Below are 20,659 nucleotides of genomic sequence, written 5' to 3' on the forward strand. Positions count from 1 at the left end.
AGCGCCCGCAGATCGGGGCATGGCGCCGTTTTGCAAGCACGCCGGGCGAGGGGCGACGCGTCCGCGGCCGCCTCCGCCAGCCGCGCACCCGCTCAGTGGGTGCGGGGCTCGATCCGGGCGTGCTCGTTGATGCCGATCACGTTGAAGAACACCGCCACCAGGCGGGGAACGCGCACGAAGTGCACGCTGCGGCCCTGCGCCTCGAGGTCGGCCGTCCAGTTCAGCACCGAGCCGGCCGCCGCGAAGTCGACGCGGATCAGCTTGTCGCAGACCACGACCAGCGGGGCGCCGGCCGGCACCATGTCCAGGAGCGGCGCCAGCAGGGCGGCGGCATCGCCTTCCACACGGCCGCGCAGCTCGGGCATGGGCTCGTCGATGTGCGCAGGGCGGGAGACCTCGAAGCCGGGCGCCGGCTGCGAATAATCGTCCACCGGGGCGAGCGCCAGCCCGCCGGCGGCGGCCTCGCCGTCGTCGCCGTAGCTGCAGCGCGGCGGCGCCCACGAGGGCGGCGACACCTCGTAGGTGACGCAGTAGTCCAGCGCCACCAGCTCGAACTCCTCGGGCCGGTTCATCAGCCGCAAAGCGGCCATGTGCAGTCGCCACCCCTGGGGTTCGGCGGCGCGGTCGCCCGATGGCGTGAGCTGCTGCAGCACGCCCAGCAGGCTGCCCACGCCCTGGAAGACCAGCTGCACGGTCTGGTCGGCCCACTGCCCGAACAGGTCGGCCAGCGCCGCCACGGCGGGCGGCTCGATGGCCTGCAGGCGCGACCAGGTCAGCACGCACGGCCCGGCCGCCCGCTGCACGGACGCCTGCAGCGCCGCCACCGACTGCAACCCGAGGGTGGGCGGGGCGGACCACTTGAATTCACGCGCCGACGGGGCGGCGGGCGCGTCGGCGGGCGCTGACGCCTCGGCCCCCACCAGCTCCGGCAGCGAGAACCACAGCGGAGCGGAGCGGTGGAACGACGCAGCGAAGTCGATGGCGAGCGCGTCGAAGCTTTCGTGATCGCCCGTGGCGCGGTACAGGTCGAAGAGCGTCATCCAGATCTCGAGCTGCTGGGCGGGCGCGTAGCCGGCATGCAGCGCCAGCACCTCGCGCAGGGCCGCCTCGGCACCCGCGTGATCGCCATTCGCGAAGCGGATGGCCGCCTCCTCCAGATCGGGGTCGTGCACGAACTCCGGTGCCGCCTCAGGCTCGCCAGGGCGCCAAGCGGCGGCCTGCGCGGACGCATCGGCCAGCGGCGGCGCGGCCTGCGGCGCAGGGGGCACGAGCGGCGCGCCCCCACTGGCGCCGCCCCAGGAGTCGTCGTTGGGAAGCAGTGGCTCCGCGCCCGCCGCAGGGGCACCGGGCGCGCCCTGCTGCAGCCCGAGGCGGTCGGCCAGGCCCGCGGGCTCGGTCGCGGCGAAAGCGTGGGCGTGCCGTGCGGGGTCTTCCTGGGCCAGCGGGGGCCGCACCGGCGGCGGCATGTCGGGGTCTCCCGCAGGCGCGCCGGGGGGCGAGCCGGCCGCCACGGCCGCAGCGGGGGCGCCGGGCGCGCCGCCCTTCCACCACTGCTGGGACATCTGCGCCTCGATCTCGTCGATCTTCTTGAGCGTGCCGGCTCGGTCGTCGGGCTGCGGCGAGAAGCTGCTCTGGAAGAAGGACGGGCGGGCGGTCGGGTCTTCGATGCGCTGGCCCTGCAGGGCCTCGCGCTGGCGCAGCTTGCGCAGCTGATCGAATTCGCGACGCCGCACGAAGTCGTTGCGGCGCTTGCGCTCGATCATCTCCTTGAGCATCTGCTTGCTGTACTGGCTCTCGCGGTCCTCGTCGATGGAGTCGAGTTCGGCCCAGTTGACGGTCGGGTTGCGCACGAACCGCGCCATCTTGGACAGCAGGCTGCCGGGAGGATCTTCCTTGGTCATGCAGTAGGGCGCGCTGAATGTGTCAAACGATTGTGGCAGCAGATCGAGCGCGACGACTGGAAAACCCCCAAGGCTTCAGTCGCCGAACATCTTTTGCTTGAGTTCGCGGCGCTGCTGGGCTTCCAGCGACAGCGTGGCGGTGGGACGCGCCAGCAGGCGACCGACGCCGATGGGCTCGCCGGTCTCATCGCAGTAGCCGTAGTCGCCGGCGTCGATGCGGGCGATGGACTGCTCGATCTTCTTGAGCAGCTTGCGCTCGCGGTCGCGGGTGCGCAGCTCGAGGGCGTGTTCTTCCTCGATGGTGGCGCGGTCGGCCGGATCGGGCACGACGACGGTGTCTTCGCGCAGGTGCTCGGTGGTTTCGCCGGCGCTGTTGTGGATGTCCTGCTTGAGCTGAACGAGCTTGCGGCGGAAGAACGCCATCTGCTTGTCGTTCATGTACTCGCTGTCAGGCATGGCCATGACTTCGGCATCGGTCAGCTCTTCGACCGCCTTGGTCTTCCAGTTGTTGGCCAGCTTGGGATCTTTCTTGGCGGCCGCCACGGGGGATTGGGCTTGCAGGGTGGTAGGCATGGTAGGTATTGAGCTGGCTGTGGCGATCCGGGAAAGGAAAGCCACCGTGGGTTCCAAGGATGGTACGGTCAATCGGAAAAAACGGCCCGGCGGATTCACGCATTCCGAAATGACGCCCATGGCCGCCGTGGCAGCCGTGCGTCGCAAGGGAATGCAGGAGGTGTCCGCTGGTCCGTCTACTCGCTGCGGGCCCGCGGGAAGGCGGGCCCGGCAGGCGCTTTCCGGGGTTTTACCGGGGCGCGATTGTATCGACCTGGGCCTGGGGCGAAACCCCCTGCGGCGCACCTTGGGGAAAACGCGGCGCTCTCCTACGCAAAGCGCCCTGCCCGCCCCCGGCCTGCCGGCCCGCGGCGCTTCAGGCCAGGCACTGCTCCAGGCCCTGCAGGAAGATGTCCTGAGGCAGCTCGATGCCGATGAACACCATCTTGCTCAGCCGCTGCTCGCCCTCTGCCCACTGCGGCCCCAGGTCGCTGCCCATCAGCTGGTGCACCCCCTGGAAGATCACCTTGCGCTCCGTCCCCTTCATGTACAGCACGCCCTTGTAGCGCAGCATGCGCGGACCGTAGATGTTGACGATGGCGCCGAGGAAGTCTTCCAGCTTGGCTGGGTCGAACGGCCGTTCGGCGCGGAAGACGAAGCTCTTGACGTCGTCGTCATGGTGGTGATGGTGGCCGTGGCCGTGTTCGTGGGCATGCGACGGGTGGTTGCAGGCCTCGCCGGGCGCATGGTCGTGGCCATGGTGGTCATGGTCATGGCCCCCATGGCCGTGGCCGTCCTCCTTGAGGAACTCGGGGTCGATGTCCAGCTTGGCGTTCAGGTTGAAGCCGCGCAGGTCCAGCACCTCGGAGATCGGCACTTCGCCGAAATGCACCGCCTTCATGGGCGCGCGCGGGTTCATGTGCTTGAGGCGATGGATCAGCGCATCGGTCTCCTCGGCGCTGACCAGGTCGGTCTTGGACAGGAAGATCTGGTCGGCGAAGCCCACCTGGCGGCGCGCTTCCTGGCGGTCGTTCAGCTGCTGGGCCGCGTGCTTGGCATCCACCAGCGTGATGATCGAATCGATCAGGTAGGTCTCGGCGATCTCCTCGTCCATGAAGAAGGTCTGCGCCACCGGCCCGGGGTCGGCCACGCCGGTGGTCTCGATGACGATGCGGTCGAACTCCAGCAGGTTCTTGCGGCGCTTGGCGGCCAGCAGCTGCAGCGTCTCGCGCAGGTCCTCGCGGATGGTGCAGCAGATGCAGCCATTGCTCATCTGCACGATTTGCTCTTTCGACTCGGTCACCAGGATGTCGTTGTCGATGTTCTCTTCGCCGAATTCGTTCTCGATGACGGCGATCTTCTGGCCGTGCGCCTCGGTCAGCAGGCGCTTGAGCAGCGTGGTCTTTCCGGAGCCGAGAAAGCCGGTGAGGATGGTGACGGGAATGAGGGACATGGTCGTCGGCGCTTTCAAGGAAAGAGAAAGAAGTAGGGGAGAGACTGGGCCGGGGAAACGGCGCGGCGCCCCCCGGCATGGGCGAGTGCCTGGTTGTCAAAGTTTAGCGAAGCTGTCAAGCCCCAAAAAGCGCGATGGAACCCCGCTTCCAAAAACCTTCGCCCTATGCAGTTCGTTTCATAGTCCGCTATCGCTTCGCGGAATCCGATCGCCCTCCTCTTTCAAACCTTCCCGGCCATGGATCTTCAATCGACAGCCGAGTTGCTGGACTCCCTGGGCATCGCGCTGTGCGCGTTCGACGCCCAGGAACGCACGGTGCTGTGGAACGCATCGTTCCTGCGCCTCTTTCCGGAGCATGACGGCCACGTGCATGCGGGCGAGCCCTATTCGCACAACCTGCGGCGCTTCTACCTTGAACGGCTGGCGCCCGAAGACCTGCCCTACATCGACCGCTTCATCGCCGATGGCCTGCAGCGCTTTCGCTCGCAGGCGCAGCCATTCGTCTTCTCGCACCACGGCCGCTGGCTGCGGGTGGCCGTGGCGCCGCGCCCCCAGGGCGGCCAGGTGCGGGTGTGGCTGCAGGTGGGCGCGCAGGGGGAAGACACGGACTCCCGGCCCGCGCCGCTGACCGTGCACCCCAACGTGCTGCCGGCCTCAGGCACCCAGCAGATGCTGGAGGACATGGGCGAGGCCGCCACGGTCATGGATGCCGAGGGCCACATCCTGCTGGCCAACGACCGCTTCCTGGCGCTCTACGGCCTGCCCTCCCGGGCGGCGCTGCAAGGCAGCACCTACACGCAGATCGTGCAGCGGCTCTGGGCCGCCGCCCCGCACGCGCAGGAAAGGGCGCAGCGCGACGAGGACGTGGCGGCCGCGCTGCGCGATGCGGCCCTCTTCGCCGGCGCCCCCTTCGAGCTGCCGCTGCCCGGCCGCCGCTGGCTGCGGGTCGCCATGAACCGCAGCGCTGGCGGCCAGAGCTATGCGCTGCATGCCGACATCAGCCGCATCAAGCGCAGCGAGAGCGAGCTGCGCGCCAGCGAACAGCAGCTGCGCGTGCTGGCCGAACAGCTGCGCAGCGAAACCCAGCGCGACCTGCTCACCGGACTGCTCAACCGCCGCAGCCTGCACACGCTGCTGGGCGAGCTGAGCGGCCAGCCGGGCCCGCACGCGCTGCTGTTCATCGACCTGGACGGCTTCAAGGCCGTGAACGACCAGGCGGGCCACGCCGCGGGCGACCAGGTGCTGCGCCGCGTGGCCGCGCGCCTGACGCGCTGCCTGCGGCAGGGCGACACGCTGGTGCGGCTCGGGGGCGACGAATTCGTGGTGGTGCTGCCGCATTGCACCGAGGCGCCCGCCCGGCGGGCGGCCGGGCACATCATCGCCGCGCTGCAGGACAGGCCCTTCGCGCTGGAAAGCGGTGCGAGCTTTCGCGTCGGCGCCAGCATCGGCGTGCGGCTCTTCGGCGGCGGCAGCGAGCCGGCCGAGGCGCTGCTGGCGGACGCCGACCGCGCCTGCTACGCCGCCAAGCGCGCCGGGCGGGGCCGGGTCGAGCTGGCGCCGGCCGGCGGGCAGGTCAGCCCTTGCGCATCACCGACAGCCCCTTGAGGTATTCGCCCTCCGGGAATTCCAGCGTCATCGGGTGGTCGGGCGCGCCGGCCAGGCGCTCCTGGATGTAGCCGTCCACGCCCGCGTCGGCGCCGGCCGAGGCGACGATCTTGTGGAACAGGTCCGCACTGATGCCGCCCGAGCACGAGAAGGTGAACAGCACGCCGCCCGGCTCCAGCAGCTGCAGCGCCAGGCGGTTGATGTCCTTGTAGGCGCGCGCGGCCCGGTCGGCGTGCGCGGCGGTGGGGGCGAACTTCGGCGGGTCGAGCACGATGGCGTCGAAGCTGCGGCCTTCCTTAAGGAACTGCCGCAGCGAGGCGTTCACGTCGGCGTCGAGGAAGCTGGCGCGGGACGCGTCGAAGCCGTTGAGCGCGACGTGCGCGCGCGCCCGCTCCAGCGCCGGGCCGGACGAGTCGATCGAGGTGACGTGCCCGGCCCCGCCCGCCAGCGCCGCCACCGAGAAGCCCCCGGTGTAGCAAAAGCAGTTCAGCACGCGCTGCGAGCCCAGCCGCCGCACGGTGTGGAAGAAGCGCTGCCGGCTGTCGCGCTGGTCCAGGTAGAAGCCGGTCTTGTGGCCTTCGGCGATGTTGAGGGTGAGCCGCCAGCCGTGCTCGCGCAGCGAGCGCTCCACGGGCACCGGCGCGCCGCCGGCATCGGTGCCGCCGCGCAGCCAGCCGGTGGCGGGCTCCAGCCCCTCCAGCTGGCGCACGCTGGCGTCGGATCGCTCATAGAGATGGCGCGCGCCGGTGGCCTGCAGCAGCGCATCGGCGATCACGTCCTTCCAGCGCTCGGTGCCGGCGCTGGTGAATTGCGCCACCAGCACGGCATCGTCCCCGTCGCCATAGCGGTCCACGATCAGCCCGGGCAGCCCGTCGGATTCGCCATGCACCAGCCGCACACCGTCGCTTTCAATGCCAAATCGGGCCCTGGCGCTGATGGAACGGGCGCATGCAGCTATGAAAAAAGGAGCATCGATGCGCTGGCGCTCGTCGAAGCTCCAGACCCGGGCGCGGATGCGCGATTGCGGGCTGAACGCGGCCCAGGCAAGGAACTGGCCCTCGGCGGATTCGACCCGCACCGTCTCGCCGCTGTGGCCGCCGCCCTTGGCGATGGCCGACTCGAAGATCCAGGGGTGGCGGCGCAGGAGCGAACGCTCCTTGCCGGGTCGCAAACGAATGGTTTTCATGGGGCCGTATTGTCGCGGCTCGGCCGGTGGCGGCCGGGCGGGGCGCGCGGGGCCGCCGGCTGCGGGTTTCCCTTCCTGCGGGGCGCCGCCCGCCGCGCTACGCTGGTCGGGCCATGACCCCACCCGAGCCGATCGAGCCACCCGCGACGCCCGCCCCCGCCGCCCTGCTGCCCGCCGGCATCACCGTGCTGGAGCGCGGCTGGCTGTCGGCCAACAACATCCTGCTCACCGGCCCGGACGACGCCGCGCTGGTGGACAGCGGCTACTGCACCCATGCGGCGCAGACCGTCGCGCTGGTCACCGCCAGCCTGGGCGGGCTGCCGCTCGCCACCCTGGCCAACACCCACCTGCACAGCGACCACTGCGGCGGCAACGCGGCGCTGCAGGCAGCGTTTCCGGCGCTGCGCACCCTGGTGCCACCCGGCCAGGCGGCCCACGTGCGCGACTGGAACCCCGACGCCCTGAGCTACACCCCCACCGGGCAGGACTGCCCGCCCTTCCGGCTGGACGGCGTGCTGCAGCCCGGCAGCGCCGTGCGCCTGGGCGGGCGCGACTGGCAGGTGCACGTGGCACCGGGGCACGACACGCATTCCGTCGTGCTGTTCGAGCCGGAGCATGCGGTGCTGATCTCGGCCGACGCGCTGTGGGAGAACGGCTTCGGCGTGGTCTTTCCCGAGCTGGAGGGCGAGCAGGCCTTCGCCGAGGTCGCCGCCACGCTGGACCGCATCGAGGCGCTGGCGCCGCGCATCGCCATTCCGGGCCACGGCCCAGTGTTCACCGACGTGCCGCGGGCGCTCGCCACCGCCCGCCGCCGGCTCGACGGCTTCGTGCGCGCTCCGGACCGCCATGCGCTCTATGCCGCCAAGGTGCTGCTCAAGTACAAGCTGCTGGAGTGGCAGCGCGCCCCGGTGGCCCAGGTGCACGGCTGGGCCGCCGCGACACCGTACTTTTGCCTGCTGCACGGGCGCTATTTCGACGCCGTGCCCTTCGCCGACTGGATCGATGCGCTGGTGCAGGCGCTGCAGGCCAGCGGCGCCGCCCGGCGCGAGGGCGACTGGCTGCACAACGCCTGACGGCGCGCGCCTTCCGCCGGCCTTCAGCCCGCTCGGGCCCACGCGGCGCTGTCCCGGGGCCCCTCGCCCCGCCGCTCACCGGGCCCGCCAAGGCCGGCGCGCACCGGTGCCGCTCGAAAGCGCATCCGGCTGTTGCTCATTAGCGACAAATCCCCCGATTTTTGCAAGGCAATCGCGGAAATCGCCGAGCGCGTGTCAAGCGGAATCGCAAATGCATTTGATTCTTAATAATAATCCGGCCGCCCGCGTTACGTCCGACAACATCATGAAACACTCCAGTTCCTTCAAGAAGCCGCGCAGCCTGCGCCTGCCCGGCGGTGTCGCCGCCTCCCTGTCCACCGCCGCGCTGCTGCCCTGGGCCGCCCTGGCCCAGACGGGCGCCCCGGCCGCAGATGTCGCCCTGCCCACCGTCACGGTGCAGGAGCAGGCCATCGACCCGAACCCGAACGCCGAGGTCGGCGCGCCCTACAAGGCCAAGACCTCCGCCGACGTGCGGCACACCCGGCCGCTGGCCGAAACGCCGCAGACCATCTCGGTGGTCACCAAGAACGCCATCGACGATTCCGGCTTCACCGACCTCAAGCAGATCCTGGCGGCGCAGCCTGGCATCACGCTGGGCACCGGCGAGAACGGCAATGCCTTCGGCGACCGCTACATCATCCGCGGACAGGAAGCGCGCAGCGACGTGTTCGTGGACGGCCTGCGCGACCCGGGCATGACCACGCGCGAGAGCTTCGCCGTCGAGCAGGTGGAGATCACCAAGGGCCCGAATTCCAGCTTCGCCGGCCGGGGCTCCGCGGGCGGCGCCATCAACGCCATCACCAAGCAGGCCACGCTGGACTACGACTTCACCCGCGCCTCGCTGGGCCTGGGCACCGACAGCCACCGCCGCCTGACGCTGGACGTCAACAAGGGCTTCACCGACCAGTTCGCCCTGCGCGCCAACGCCCTGGTGGGCAGCGAGGACGTGCCCGACCGCAGCCCTTCCGAGCGCCGGCGCAACGGCCTGGCGCTCTCGGGCCTGTGGGAAGTGAACCGCGACCTGTCGGTCACCCTCGACTACTACGGCCTGCGCGCCAAGGACAAGCGCCCCGACCTGGGCGCCTACCTGGTGGGCACCGTGCCCAGCCGCGTGCCCGCCCGCGGCGTGCCGGTCTACGCGCAGGACAACGACTTCGTGCAATCCGACGTGGACACCGTCACCGCGCGCATCGCCTACCGCTTCGCGCCCGACCTGAAGCTGACCAGCCTGACGCGCTACGGCACCTCCGACAACGGCTACGCCACTACCGGCGCCTCCAGCCGCACCGCGTTCGCCAACGGCCAGCCGCTGTTCACCACGGGCGCGCTCGACGGCGGCCACACCGGCTGGCAGGACGTGAAGTACTTCGCCCACCAGAGCAACGTGCGCTGGGACACGCTGATCGGCGGCAAGAAGAACGAATTCATCTTCGGCGCCGAATACACCGACCACCGCGTCAAGTCCGGCAGCTACGCCATCGCCAACAGCGGCGCCTTCAACTGCCGCGGCGCCGCCAACGCCACCGCCAACAACGCCTGGTGCATCACCGACGCGAACGGCAACGCGGTGAGCAACCTGGGATCGCTGGCCGGCCGCAGCTATTCGCGCACGGCCTGGAACCGCGACTGGCAGGTCAAGACCTTCGCGCTGTCGGCCATGGACACGGTGGACCTGACCGACCGCTGGACGGCCTTCGGCGGGCTGCGGGCCGACTACTACCAGCTGGACATGCTCACCCGCAACGCCACCAGCGGCGCGCAGACGGGCGACTACAGCTTCAACGACACGCTGCTCAACGGCCACCTGGGCGTGAGCTACAAGATCAACCCGATGGGCATGGTCTACGCCAGCTACGGCAGCGCGCAGGACATCAACGGCGGCGAACCGGATGCCGGCACCAGCAGCGGCTACGGCGGCCTGGTGCTCTACAACGGCAACGCCGCCGGCGCCAAGCCCGAGACCTCGCGCAACTTCGAGATCGGCACCAAGTGGAACCTGCTGGACGACAAGCTGCTGGCGACGGCGGCGGTCTTCCAGACCACCAAGCGCGACGTGATGGAAGGCGCCAACTACGACACCACCGGCACCTTCAACAGCGGCCGCAACCGCGTGCACGGCGTGGAATTCGGCCTGGCCGGCAACCTCACGCGCGACTTCCAGGTGCAGGCCGGCGTCGCGTTCATGAAGTCCAAGGTGCTGCGCTCGTCCACTCCCGCCAACGTGGGCCAGCCGCTGAGCAACTTCGCCGACCGCTCGCTGTCGGTGCAGGGCAAGTACCAGCTGACGCGCGACCTGTCGATCGGCGCCGCCGCGCGCCACGAGAGCAACCGCTGCGGCGGCCAGCCCGACACGGCGGCCGGCAACGTGAACGGCGTCTGCTCGCAGCCGGTGCCCTCGTTCACTGTGTACGACCTGTTCGCGTCCTACCGCGTGAACAAGCAGTTCGACATTCGCTTGAACGTGCTGAACGCGACCGACAAGGACTACTACACCGCCGTGTACCGCTCGGGCGCTTTCCTCTACAAGGGTGACGCACGCGCCGTGCGCCTGACGCTGAACTACGATCTGTGACCCGGCTGGCGTGCCGGCCCGGCCGGTGCGCGCTTGCGATGGCACGGCAGGGCCGGACCCGCTTCCACCGATGACACCCACACCGCCACCGACCAGCCCGCCTCCGGCGCCGCTCCTGGCCCCGCTTCTGGCGCCGCTGGAGCGGGTGCCCGAGGGCGCCTGGAACGCGGCCGACTACGAAACCCTGGCCGCACGCCACCTGGCGCCCGCGCACCGGGCCTACGTGGCCGGCGGCAGCGGCTGGGACACCACCGTCGCGGCCAACCGGGCGGCGTTCGGGCGCTGGGCCGTGGTGCCCCGCCTGCTGCGCGACGTGCGCGCCGGCCACACCCGGCTGTCGCTGGGCGGCCAGGCCCTGCCGCACCCGCTGCTGCTGGCGCCCGTCGCCTTCCAGCGGCTGGCCCACCCACGCGGCGAGGCGGACACGGCGCGGGCCGCCCACGCCACCGGCGCCGGCTTCATCGCCAGCACCCTGTCTTCGCTGCCGCTCGAAGCCATCGCCCAGGCCGCCGGGCCGGCGCGCTGGTTCCAGCTGTACTTCCAGCCCGTGCGCGAGACCACGCTCGACCTGGTGCGGCGCGCAGAGGCGGCCGGCTACACCGCCCTCGTCGTCACGCTGGACGCTTCGATCCAACTCGCCAGCCGCAGCGCGCTGCGCGCGGGCTTTCGCCTGCCGGCGGCCGACGGCCTGGCGGGCAACCTGGCCGGCTACCCAGCCAGCGCCACCACTGCGCTGGCCGAGGGCGAGAGCCGGATCTTCCAGGGCGCCATGCGCCACGCCCCGACCTGGGACGACCTGCGCTGGCTGCAGGCGCACACGCGCCTGCCGGTGTGGGTCAAGGGCGTAATGCACCCGGACGATGCGGTGGCGCTGCGCGCCGAAGGCGTCGCCGGCGTGGTGGTGTCCAACCATGGTGGGCGCAGCCTGGACGGCGCACCCGCCAGCCTGGCGGTGCTGCCGGCCGTGCGCGCGGCCGTGGGGCCGGGCTACCCGGTGCTGTTCGACGGCGGCGTGCGCACCGGCCACGACGCCTTCAAGGCGCTGGCGCTGGGCGCCGACGCGGTGCTGGTCGGCCGCCTGCAGGTGTACGCGCTGGCCGTGGCCGGCGCCGTGGGCGTGGCGCACATGCTGACCCTGCTGGTCGAGGAGCTGCAGGCCTGCATGGCGCAGGCGGGCTGCGCCAGCCTGGCCGACATCGGCGCGCACTGCCTCGCCGCCCAGCCCTGGCCCCCCGCCGACACCACCGCCCACGACCCGAACGCCCCGCCATGCTGATCTCCATCGACCGACTCCTCTCCCCCGCCGAGGTGCGGCAGCTGCGCCGGTCGCTGGACGCCGCGCCGTGGACCGACGGCGCCGCCACCGCCGGCACGCTGGCGCAGGGCGTCAAGCGCAACCAGCAGCTGAGCGACGGGCTGCCGCTGGCGGCCGAGCTGGGCCGGCAGATCCTGGCGCGGCTGGCCGGCCACCCGCTGTTCGTCTCGGCCGCGCTGCCGCGCACCATCTACCCGCCGAAGTTCAACCGCTACGCCGGCGGCGGCAGCTACGGCGCGCATGTCGACAGCGCGGTCATGGCCGTGCCCGGCACGCACCAGCAGATGCGCACGGACGTCTCTGCCACGCTGTTTCTTTCCGCGCCCGAGGAATACGACGGCGGCGAGCTGGAGATCGAGGGGCCGTTCGGCGTGCAGAGCGTCAAGCTCGCGGCCGGCGACCTGGTGCTGTACCCGTCCAGCAGCCTGCACCGCGTCACGCCGGTCACGCGGGGCGAGCGCATCGCTTCCTTCTTCTGGGTCGAAAGCCTGGTGGCCGACCCCACAGACCGCGCCCTGCTGTTCGACCTGGACCAGTCGATCCAGCGCATCACCCCGCTGCTGGCGGCGGACGATGCGCGGCTGGTGCAGCTGACGGGCGTCTACCACAACCTGCTGCGCCGCTGGGTGCGCCAGTGAGCGCCGCCCGGCCCGGACCTTCCCTTCCAACCACCACCACGACATCCACGATGACGAAACTCACCACCTCCCGCCTCGCCACCGCCGCCCTGCTGGCGCTGGGCGCCTGCAGCAGCGCCTTCGCCCACGGCAAGGTCGAATGCCCCGAGCACCCCAAGGCAGAATGGCGCCCCCACACCGAGCTGCAGCAGAAGCTGGAGAAGGAAGGCTGGGTGGTGCGCCGCATGGAGAAGACGCCGACCTGCTACGAGGTCTATGCCAAGGACCCGCAGGGCAAGCGCATCGAGGCCTTCTTCGACCCCAAGACCTTCGAGCGCGTTGAAGAGCGATAACACCGCGGCGGTCCCGCCGCGCCCGGCGCAGCCCCGGGTGCGCGTGTGGGACCGGCCCGTGCGGCTGATGCACTGGGCGCTGGCTGCGAGCGTGGCCACGGCCTGGCTGACGCGCAGCGACCTGGGCGTGCTGCATGAGGTCCACGAGATCGCCGGCTACGCCGCGGCGGCGCTGGTGGCGGCGCGCACCGCCTGGGGCTGGGCCGGCAGCCGCCACGCCCGCTTCGCGAGCTTCGTGCGTGCGCCGGCCGCCACCTGGCGCTATGCGCGGGACGTGCTGGCGGGCCGCGCCCAGCGCTTCGTGGGCCACAACCCGCTGGGCGGCTGGATGGTGCTGGCCCTGCTGGCTTGCACCGCCGCGCTGGGCCTGACCGGCTGGCTGTACACCACCGACCTGTTCTGGGGCTATGGCTGGCTGGCCGACCTGCACAATGGGCTGGGCTGGACGCTGGTGGCGCTCGTCGCACTGCACGTGGCGGGCGTGGCCTTCACCAGCTGGCAGCACCGCGAGAACCTGGTGGCCGCCATGTTCACCGGCCGCAAGGCGCCGCCCGCGGAGCCAGGCGAGCACTGACGCGTGGCCGGCTCCGGCGGCCAGCACGGCCCGGCGCGGGCCGGATGACCCATCCAATCAGGCCGGGGCGCTTGATATGCAAGCGCCTTCTGCTATGTATTCGATAGCATGCCCTGTGCTGACGGCACAGTAGCCTGTGGTGCCGTCACCACAGCGCCGCGGCCGGCCAGCACGCCGCCTTGGACTTCGTTATTGAGAATAAATATCATTGCCGAATCGAGTCAGGCCGGGCGGAAGGAGAGAGCCGCCGGCCCTGCTCGACAGCAGCCAGCCCTTCGGAGAGGCGCCGTTTCGCGGCGCACGTCATGCCCTTGATCGCCCCGACCAGCCAGCCAATGCGCGATTCCATCCGGGGCATTCCATGGCACACAACACCACCTACATCAAGAGCCGCAAACACCTGACGACGACGACGCGGCAGGCGTCCCTCACCACCCTGGCGACGGCCACCTCGGCCGCCGCGCTGCTGGCGCTGGGGCTTCCCGCCCAGGCGCAGACCGCAGGCGGCGGCGCCCAGGCCACCACCCCCACGGCGGCCGCGCCGGCCGCGACCGGCGCCACGCTCAAGGAGGTGAAGGTCGAATCCGCCCGCGACACGGGCTACCAGCCGGGCGCGCCGTCGTCGCCCAAGTACACCCAGCCGCTGGTGGACACACCCCAGACCATCACCGTCATCCGCAAGGAGGTGCTGCAGGACCAGGCCGCCACCACGCTGACCGACGCGCTGCGCAACACCCCCGGCATCACCTTCCAGCTGGGCGAGAACGGCAACACCGCCACCGGCGACGCCGTCTTCCTGCGCGGCTACGACACGCAGGGCAGCATCTTCGTGGACGGCGTGCGCGACGTGGGCAGCATCGCCCGCGACATGTTCAACATCGAGCAGGTGGAAGTCATCAAGGGCCCGGCGGGCGCCGACATCGGCCGGGGCGCGCCCACCGGCTACATCAACCTCAGCAGCAAGCAGCCGGTGCGGGGCGACGTCTCCAGCGCCAGCCTGAGCGTGGGCACCGACGACCAGAAGCGCGTCACGGCCGACATCAACCGCGCCCTGGGCGAGACCTCGGCCGTGCGCCTGAACCTGATGGCGCAAAACAGCGGCACCCCGGGCCGCGACTACGTACGCAACCAGCGTTGGGGCTTCGCGCCCTCGGTCGCCTTCGGCCTGGGCACCGACACGCGCACTACGCTGCAGTACCTGCACATGGACCAGAGCAACCGCCCCGACGGCGGCCTGCCCACCACCGGCCTGGCCGGCTACTACCTGGCGCAGCTGGCGGCGCGCGGCGGCACCGGACCGAGGGCCGACACCAGCAACTACTACGGCTGGCTGTCGGACCACGACGACGTCAAGGCCGACCAGCTGACCGCCAGATTCGAGCGCGACCTGGCCCCCGGCGTCACCCTGCGCAACCTGACGCGCTGGGGCCGCTCCACGCAGGACCTGGTGCTGACCGCGCCGTTCTCCAGCAGCCTCGTCACCCCCAACCTGAACGACCCCGCCACCTGGTCGATGCGGGTGCTTCCCCAGGGCAAGCACCAGCGCAACACCGTGCTGGCCAACCAGACCAACCTGACCGCCGACCTGGACGTGGGCGGCCTCAAGCACAACGTGACGGCCGGCCTGGAGCTGGGCCGCGAGGAACAGGTGACCCGTGCGCGCGCCGCCGCCATCGACGCCAGCAATGGCGTGCGGGTGGTGTCGAACGGCACCGCCTCCTACCAGTCGTTCGTCAACCTCTACAACCCCGACCCGAACCGCGCCTTCGTGCCGGTCGTGGACTCCGGCGCGCGCACCGAGGGCAAGGTCTCCACCGCGGCGCTCTACGCCTTCGACACGGTGGAACTCAACCGCCAGTGGCAGCTGAACGGCGGCCTGCGCTACGAGCACTACCGCACCGACTTCCACAGCGTGGCCGCCACCGGCACCACCACGGCGCCGGTCGACACCGACGGCTCGGGCAACCTCTTCACCGGCAAGCTGGGGCTGGTCTACAAGCCGGCGGACAACGGCAGCATCTACGCGGCCTACGCCACATCGGCCAAGCCGCCGGGCAGCGACTTCGCGCTCTCCACTGTGGACGCCAACATCAACCACCCGAACCGCGACCCGCAGAAGGCCCGCACGGCCGAGCTGGGCACCAAGTGGGAGGTGCTGAACCGCCAGTTGACGCTGACGGCCGCCGCCTTCCGCACCGAAAACCGCAACGAACAAGTGGTGGTCGATGCCACGACCAACGAAACCCTCCAGTTCGGCAAGACGCGCGTGCAGGGCCTGGAGCTGTCCGCCGCCGGGCAGATCACTCCCGCCTGGCAGGTGATCGGCGGGGTGGCGCGCATCGACACCAAGATCGTCGAAGGCCCCAGTACGCAGAACCTGGCCGTGATCCGCTATTCGCCCAAGCTCACGGCCACGCTCTGGACCACCTACAGGCTGCCGATGGGCCTCACGGTGGGCGGCGGCGTGCGCTACGTGGACACGCAGATGCGCTCGACCAGCAACGCGGCCATCACCGCGACCTCGTTCTTCCCCCAGGTGCCGAGCTACACGGTGTTCGACGCCATGCTGGGCTACGAGGTCAACCGCAACGTGTCGCTGCAGCTCAACGTGTTCAATCTGGCCGACAAGTTCTACCTGGCGCGGGTGAACAACGCCGGCAACCGCTACCTGCTCGGCGCGCCGCGCTCGGCGCTGCTGACGGCAAACGTGAAGTTCTGACCGCCGGCGCCGCCCACGGCCCGCGCCTTCCCGGTGCGGGCTTTTTGCGCTTCTTCGACCGCAAGGCTTTTTCCCATGATGCTGCACATCCCCAACGTCCTCACCCGCGAGCAGGTGCGCCAGATGCGCGCCGCCATCGACGCCGCCGGCTGGGTGGACGGCCGCGCCACCGTGGGCGCGCAGGGCGCGCTGGTCAAGCACAACCGCCAGCTGCCCGAAGACGACCCGGTGGCGCTGGAGCAGGGCCGCGTGATCCTGCAGGCGCTGGCGGCCAACGCGCAGTTCTTCAGCGCCGCGCTGCCTGCCCGCCACATGCCGCCGCTCTTCAACCGCTACACGGCGGGCGAGACCTACGGCCTGCATGTCGATGGCGCGGTACGACGCGTGCCGGGGGCGGCGCCGTGGCTGCGCACCGACGTGTCGAGCACGCTGTTCCTGTGCGACCCCGAGGACTACGACGGCGGCGAGCTGGTGGTGGTGGACACGTACGGCACGCACGAGGTCAAGCTGCCGGCGGGCGACCTGATCGTCTACCCCTCCAGCAGCCTGCACCGCGTGGAGCCGGTGACGCGGGGCGAGCGGGTGTGCTCGTTCTTCTGGACGCAGAGCATGGTGCGCAGCGACGCGCAGCGCGGCATGCTGCTGGAACTGGACCAGACCATCCAGCAGCTGCGCGCACGGCTCGGCGAAACGGACCAGACCGTCGCCCTGACCGGCCACTATCACAACCTGCTGCGGATGTGGGCCGACGTGTGAGTTGCCACAGCCGGCCCGGTTTTCAAGCCAAATCAGGCTCCAGCGCTTGATCCACCTGGGCCTTATGCAATTTATTTAATAGCAAATCGCATCAAGGCAGATCCTTGTTCGGCTCCGGCCTGGCCATGTCGCGGGGCCCCACCGTGCCCAGCCGCCCCTTGAGCGACTGCGGCTGGCCGGTGAGCATGGCCGAATACATGGTGGTGTTGGACAGCACCTTCTTCACGTAGTCGCGCGTCTCGGCGAAGGGCACGTTCTCGGCCCAGATGGCGGCGTCGATCACCGGGCCGTTGCGCCAGCTGCGCGGCCGGCCCGGGCCGGCGTTGTAGGCGGCGGCGGCCAGCGCCATGGAGCCGTCGAAGTCGTCCAGCGCCAGCTTCAGGTAGGCCGTGCCGATGGCGATGTTGGTGTCGCGATCGTTGATCTGGTCGGGCGTGAAGCCGGTCATGCCGATCTTGCGCGCCGTCCAGCGGGCGGTGGCGGGCATGACCTGCATCAGGCCCGAGGCGCCGACGCCGGAGCGGGCGTCCATGATGAAGCGGCTTTCCTGGCGGATGAGCCCGTAGACGTAGGCCGGGTCCAGCCCGATGCCCTGCGCCCGCGCCACCACCGTGTCGCGGAACGGCATGGGAAAGCGCTGGTTGGCGTCGAACGAGGCCTTGGTGCGCTCGCTGGTGTTGATGCAGCGGTCCCACACCTGCTGGCTGCAGGCCAGGTCGGCGGCGGCCAGCAGTTCGCGCTCGGGCAGGCCGCCGGGCGTGTGCAGGTTGGTGCCGTAGTTCCATTCGCGCACGCCTTCGCTGCGCAAGCCCAGGGCGATGGCGTAGAGCCCGCGCGCCAGGCTCGGGTTGGCGCGGGCGGCGGCCTTTTCCTCGGGCGTGAGCGGCTGCGGCGCGGGCGGCACGGTCACGCGCTGGCCCAGCTCTTCAAGCGCCAGCTGCTCGTAGAAGCCGCTCGGGCCGGCGATGCGTTCCAGCAGCTTTTTGATCTCGGCGCGGTCGTCGTCGCCCGGCCGCTGGGCGAGCATGGTGCGCGCCTTCCAGTAGGTCCAGGTGGGTTCGCTGCGCGCCTCGGGGCTCATGGCGTCGATGGCGCGGCCGGCCACCTTCCACTGGCCGGCGCGCAGGGCGGCGCGCACCTTCCAGCCGAGCATGTCGTCGGTCAGGTCGCTGTCGCGGTTGGCGTTGGCGTAGTAGCCCAGCGCGTCGTCCGACAGCGAGCTGGCCGCCTGCCGGCCGATCACGCCCCAGACCCAGTTGCGCTCCTCGGGCGAGAGCTGCACGCCCCACTTGCTGTCGAGCAGGCGGGCGGCCTGGCCCACGTCGCTGCGCGCGAGCTTGATCAGCGCCAGCACCACCAGTTCGTGGCTGACCTTGGTGGCGGCGCTGGCGCGGCCCGTCAGGTATTTCATCGGGCTGTCGAGCACCTCGCGCAGCTGTGGCAGGGCCTCGGGCGCGACGATCTCGACCGCGTCGCGCACCGCGCGCGAGCGGTTGGCGTCGGCTCCCAGGCGGGCCTTGCGCCACACCTCCACCGGCTTGATCCTGCGGGCCGAGAACATTTCGGACGCGGCATGCGTGCAGCCGTCGTCGGCCTCGCGCTGGGCATACCAGAGGCGCAGCACCTCGTCGGCGGCGCTGGCCGGCGCGTTGCCCTTGATCTGGTCGATGGCGATGGCGTAGCAGCGCACCTCGCGGTCGTCGGACATGCGGTAGGCCGGGTGCATGTCGGCGAACTGCGCCCAGTCGCGCCGCTGGCCCAGCAGCAGCAGCCAGTCGTTGCGCAGGCGGTCTTCCTGGTAGCTGCCGGCGTAGCGCTGCAGGAAGGCGGCGACCTCGGCCGGCTGGGCTTCGGACAGCCGGGCCTTCAGCTCCCAGTAGGCGGCCCAGGGTTCCAGGGGGTTGCCGCGGGTGTAGGGCAGCAGGCCGGTGAGCGACTGGCGGTCGCCCTTGCGGAAGGCTTTCTGCATCTCCAGCACGGCTTCGTCGCCCCGGTTCTGGGCCAGAACGGGGGTGGCCAAGGCCATCATCACGGCGCCGGCGCACAGCGGTGTCAGAATCTTGAGCAATTGCATTCGGGAATTATGTGATGGACAAAGCAGCCCTGCGCCGCGCACTGATTGAAGAGCGTCTGAATTTGCCCGACCGCCTGCGGCGCGCCGACCTGCTGCAGCGCGTGATGCGCATCTGGCTGGTGGACCGGCCCGACACGGTCATCGGCGCCTATTGGCCCATCAAGGGCGAGTTCGACCCCCTGCCCGCCCTGCACCGCTGGAAGGAAGACGGCGAGCTGCTGGACCAGCCCCTGCGCCGGCGCATCGGCCTGCCCGTGGTGAACAAGGAGCACAAGACGCTTACCTTCCACGTCTGGTACCCCGGCTGCGAGATGGAGGAAGACGCCTACGGCATCCCGAAGCCCAAGGACACCGAGGTCATCGTGCCGACCCTGCTGTTCGTGCCCTGCGTGGGCTATGGCGCCGGCGGCTACCGCCTGGGCTATGGCGGCGGCTTCTACGACCGCACCCTGGCCACGCTGCAGCCCAGCCCGACCACCGTGGGCCTGGGCTTCACCAACGGCTTCCTGGAAGACTTCGAGCCGGAAGCGCACGATCTGCCGCTGGATGCGATCCTGAACGACAACGGCGTGGTCTGGCCTGTGTAGAGGCGATCCCCCTGAGCGGCTTGCGCCGCTTCCCCCTTCTCTCGCCTCGCTGCGCGAGGCGGGAAGGGGGACGCAACCGGCGGCCTGGCAGAGCCAGTTCCGCGGTTGCACTGGCTTGGCCTGCTCCGCGGCCGTTCGACGGACTAGCCCAGGGGCCGATCGGGATGATGCGCCCCAGGCATCAAACGGGGCTGCGCAATGCATCACTGGCGAGGCACGGCGTGGCTAGACTGGGCTCGTCACTCTTCCTGAAAAGCCCGCCATGCTCCAGCTCTACATCGGCAACAAGAACTACTCCTCCTGGTCCATGCGCCCCTGGGTGCTGATGCGCCAAGCCGGCATCGACTTCGAGGAAGTGCTGGTGCGCTTCGACAGCTTCGCGGCCGATTCCGCGTTCAAGCAGCGCATCGCCGCGGTGTCGCCCACGGCCAAGGTGCCGGCGCTGGTCGATGGAGACCTGGTGGTGTGGGACACGCTGGCCATCGCCGAATACCTGGCCGAGCGCTTTCCCGAACGCGCCCTCTGGCCAGCGGACGCCCGCGCGCGTGCCGTGGCCCGCAGCGCCTGCGCCGAGATGCACAGCGGCTTCACCGGCCTGCGCGGCGCCTGCCCGATGAACATCGAGGCGCGCCTGCCCGAAACCGGCGCGCTGCTCTGGCGCGACAACGCCGCCGTGCGTGCCGACGTCGCCCGGCTGGTCAGCCTGTGGACGCAGCTGCTGGATGCGCACGGCGGGCCGATGCTCTTCGGCGGCTTCACGGTCGCCGATGCGTTCTTCGCCCCGGTGTGCACCCGCCTCGTCACCTACGCGCTGCCGCTGCCGCCGCACATCCAGGCCTATGTGGACCGGGTGACGGCCCTGCCCGGCGTGCAGGACTGGGTGCAGGGCGCGCTGGCCGAGAACGACTTCCTCGACTTCGAGGAACCCTATCGCCTGCGCGGCGGGCGGGGCTGACGCCATGGCCGTCACTATCTACCTGCGCTACGTGCTGAACACGGCGAAGCTGCGCGAGTTCGAGCACTACGGCCGGCTCTGGATTCCGCTGGTCGAGAAATTCGGCGGCAGGCACCACGGCTACTTCATGCCGAGCGAAGGCGCCAACAACATCGCGCTGGCCCTCTTCACCTTCGAGAGCCTGGCCGCCTACGAGGTGTACCGCCAGCGGTCGATGGACGACGCGGACTGCCAGGCGGCCTTCCGCTATGCCGAGGAGACGGGCTGCATCGTGAGCTACGAGCGCAGCTTCTTTAGGCCGGTGTTTGAGGGCGTGGGGCCGGGCTGAGCCGGGCCTGTCGACGCG

17 protein-coding genes are annotated in these 20,659 nt (G+C 70.5%); 12 read left to right on the plus strand and 5 right to left on the minus strand.

The features are described from left to right. Positions 1–92: 92 nt before the first annotated feature. The 3 genes from ABWV53_RS13430 to ABWV53_RS13440 all read right to left on the minus strand — a co-directional run bounded on the left by ABWV53_RS13430 (position 93) and on the right by ABWV53_RS13440 (position 3,906). Complete coding sequence (locus ABWV53_RS13430; protein WP_353366591.1) at positions 93–1,901, minus strand: STAS domain-containing protein; 1,809 nt, start codon at positions 1,899–1,901, stop codon at positions 93–95. A 75-nt stretch (positions 1,902–1,976) separates the two neighbouring features. After that, positions 1,977–2,627, minus strand: a complete 651-nt coding sequence (dksA, locus tag ABWV53_RS13435) for an RNA polymerase-binding protein DksA (RefSeq protein ID WP_502903898.1) — start codon at positions 2,625–2,627, stop codon at positions 1,977–1,979. Positions 2,628–2,829: 202 nt separating this feature from the next. Continuing rightward, on the minus strand, positions 2,830–3,906 hold the full coding sequence (locus ABWV53_RS13440; protein WP_353366592.1) for a CobW family GTP-binding protein: 1,077 nt from the start codon (positions 3,904–3,906) through the stop codon (positions 2,830–2,832). A gap of 237 nt (positions 3,907–4,143) precedes the next feature. On the opposite strand from ABWV53_RS13440, the gene ABWV53_RS13445 reads away from it, so the two are divergent. Further along, positions 4,144–5,511: a sensor domain-containing diguanylate cyclase gene (locus ABWV53_RS13445; protein WP_353366593.1), complete on the plus strand. Its 1,368-nt coding sequence runs from the start codon at positions 4,144–4,146 to the stop codon at positions 5,509–5,511. Here the strand turns inward: ABWV53_RS13445 and ABWV53_RS13450 are convergent. Continuing rightward, entirely contained in the window at positions 5,480–6,697 is a 1,218-nt protein-coding gene (locus ABWV53_RS13450) for a class I SAM-dependent rRNA methyltransferase (RefSeq protein ID WP_353366594.1), read from the minus strand. The genes ABWV53_RS13445 and ABWV53_RS13450 overlap by 32 nt on opposite strands. A gap of 113 nt (positions 6,698–6,810) precedes the next feature. Here ABWV53_RS13450 and ABWV53_RS13455 point away from each other — a divergent pair, with 113 nt between their 5' ends. The 8 genes from ABWV53_RS13455 (at position 6,811) to ABWV53_RS13490 (ending at position 16,697) form a co-directional block, all read left to right on the plus strand. Further along, positions 6,811–7,770: an MBL fold metallo-hydrolase gene (locus tag ABWV53_RS13455; RefSeq protein WP_353366595.1), complete on the plus strand. Its 960-nt coding sequence runs from the start codon at positions 6,811–6,813 to the stop codon at positions 7,768–7,770. A gap of 211 nt (positions 7,771–7,981) precedes the next feature. Continuing rightward, positions 7,982–10,363 (plus strand): TonB-dependent receptor, encoded by a 2,382-nt coding sequence (locus tag ABWV53_RS13460; protein ID WP_353366596.1) that lies wholly within the window; start codon positions 7,982–7,984, stop codon positions 10,361–10,363. A gap of 70 nt (positions 10,364–10,433) precedes the next feature. Beyond that, the gene (locus ABWV53_RS13465; protein WP_353366597.1) at positions 10,434–11,639 is read left to right on the plus strand and encodes an alpha-hydroxy acid oxidase; all 1,206 of its coding nucleotides are present in this window, start codon (positions 10,434–10,436) and stop codon (positions 11,637–11,639) included. After that, a complete protein-coding gene (locus ABWV53_RS13470) occupies positions 11,633–12,316 on the plus strand; it encodes a Fe2+-dependent dioxygenase (RefSeq protein ID WP_353366598.1) in 684 nt (227 codons plus the stop codon). Before ABWV53_RS13465 ends, ABWV53_RS13470 begins: the two co-directional genes overlap by 7 nt. 50 nt (positions 12,317–12,366) lie before the next feature. Beyond that, positions 12,367–12,648, plus strand: a complete 282-nt coding sequence (locus tag ABWV53_RS13475; RefSeq protein WP_353366599.1) for a PepSY domain-containing protein — start codon at positions 12,367–12,369, stop codon at positions 12,646–12,648. Further along, positions 12,635–13,222 (plus strand): cytochrome b/b6 domain-containing protein, encoded by a 588-nt coding sequence (locus ABWV53_RS13480; protein ID WP_353366600.1) that lies wholly within the window; start codon positions 12,635–12,637, stop codon positions 13,220–13,222. Before ABWV53_RS13475 ends, ABWV53_RS13480 begins: the two co-directional genes overlap by 14 nt. A gap of 361 nt (positions 13,223–13,583) precedes the next feature. Continuing rightward, entirely contained in the window at positions 13,584–15,941 is a 2,358-nt protein-coding gene (locus ABWV53_RS13485; RefSeq protein WP_353366601.1) for a catecholate siderophore receptor Fiu, read from the plus strand. Positions 15,942–16,016: 75 nt separating this feature from the next. After that, positions 16,017–16,697, plus strand: a complete 681-nt coding sequence (locus ABWV53_RS13490; RefSeq protein WP_353366602.1) for a Fe2+-dependent dioxygenase — start codon at positions 16,017–16,019, stop codon at positions 16,695–16,697. A 91-nt stretch (positions 16,698–16,788) separates the two neighbouring features. Here the strand turns inward: ABWV53_RS13490 and ABWV53_RS13495 are convergent, their stop codons facing one another. After that, the gene (locus tag ABWV53_RS13495; protein WP_353366603.1) at positions 16,789–18,771 is read right to left on the minus strand and encodes a lytic transglycosylase domain-containing protein; all 1,983 of its coding nucleotides are present in this window, start codon (positions 18,769–18,771) and stop codon (positions 16,789–16,791) included. A 14-nt stretch (positions 18,772–18,785) separates the two neighbouring features. Here ABWV53_RS13495 and ABWV53_RS13500 point away from each other — a divergent pair, with 14 nt between their 5' ends. From ABWV53_RS13500 to ABWV53_RS13510, 3 genes are all read left to right on the plus strand, one after another. Beyond that, positions 18,786–19,358, plus strand: a complete 573-nt coding sequence (locus ABWV53_RS13500; protein WP_353366604.1) for a 5-formyltetrahydrofolate cyclo-ligase — start codon at positions 18,786–18,788, stop codon at positions 19,356–19,358. A gap of 262 nt (positions 19,359–19,620) precedes the next feature. Further along, complete coding sequence (locus ABWV53_RS13505) at positions 19,621–20,313, plus strand: glutathione S-transferase N-terminal domain-containing protein (protein ID WP_353366605.1); 693 nt, start codon at positions 19,621–19,623, stop codon at positions 20,311–20,313. Positions 20,314–20,317: 4 nt separating this feature from the next. Beyond that, the gene (locus ABWV53_RS13510; RefSeq protein ID WP_353366606.1) at positions 20,318–20,641 is read left to right on the plus strand and encodes an NIPSNAP family protein; all 324 of its coding nucleotides are present in this window, start codon (positions 20,318–20,320) and stop codon (positions 20,639–20,641) included. Positions 20,642–20,659: the final 18 nt, after the last annotated feature.

The sequence above is a fragment of the Acidovorax sp. FG27 genome (assembly GCF_040365715.1).
GTDB lineage: Bacteria > Pseudomonadota > Gammaproteobacteria > Burkholderiales > Burkholderiaceae_C > Paracidovorax.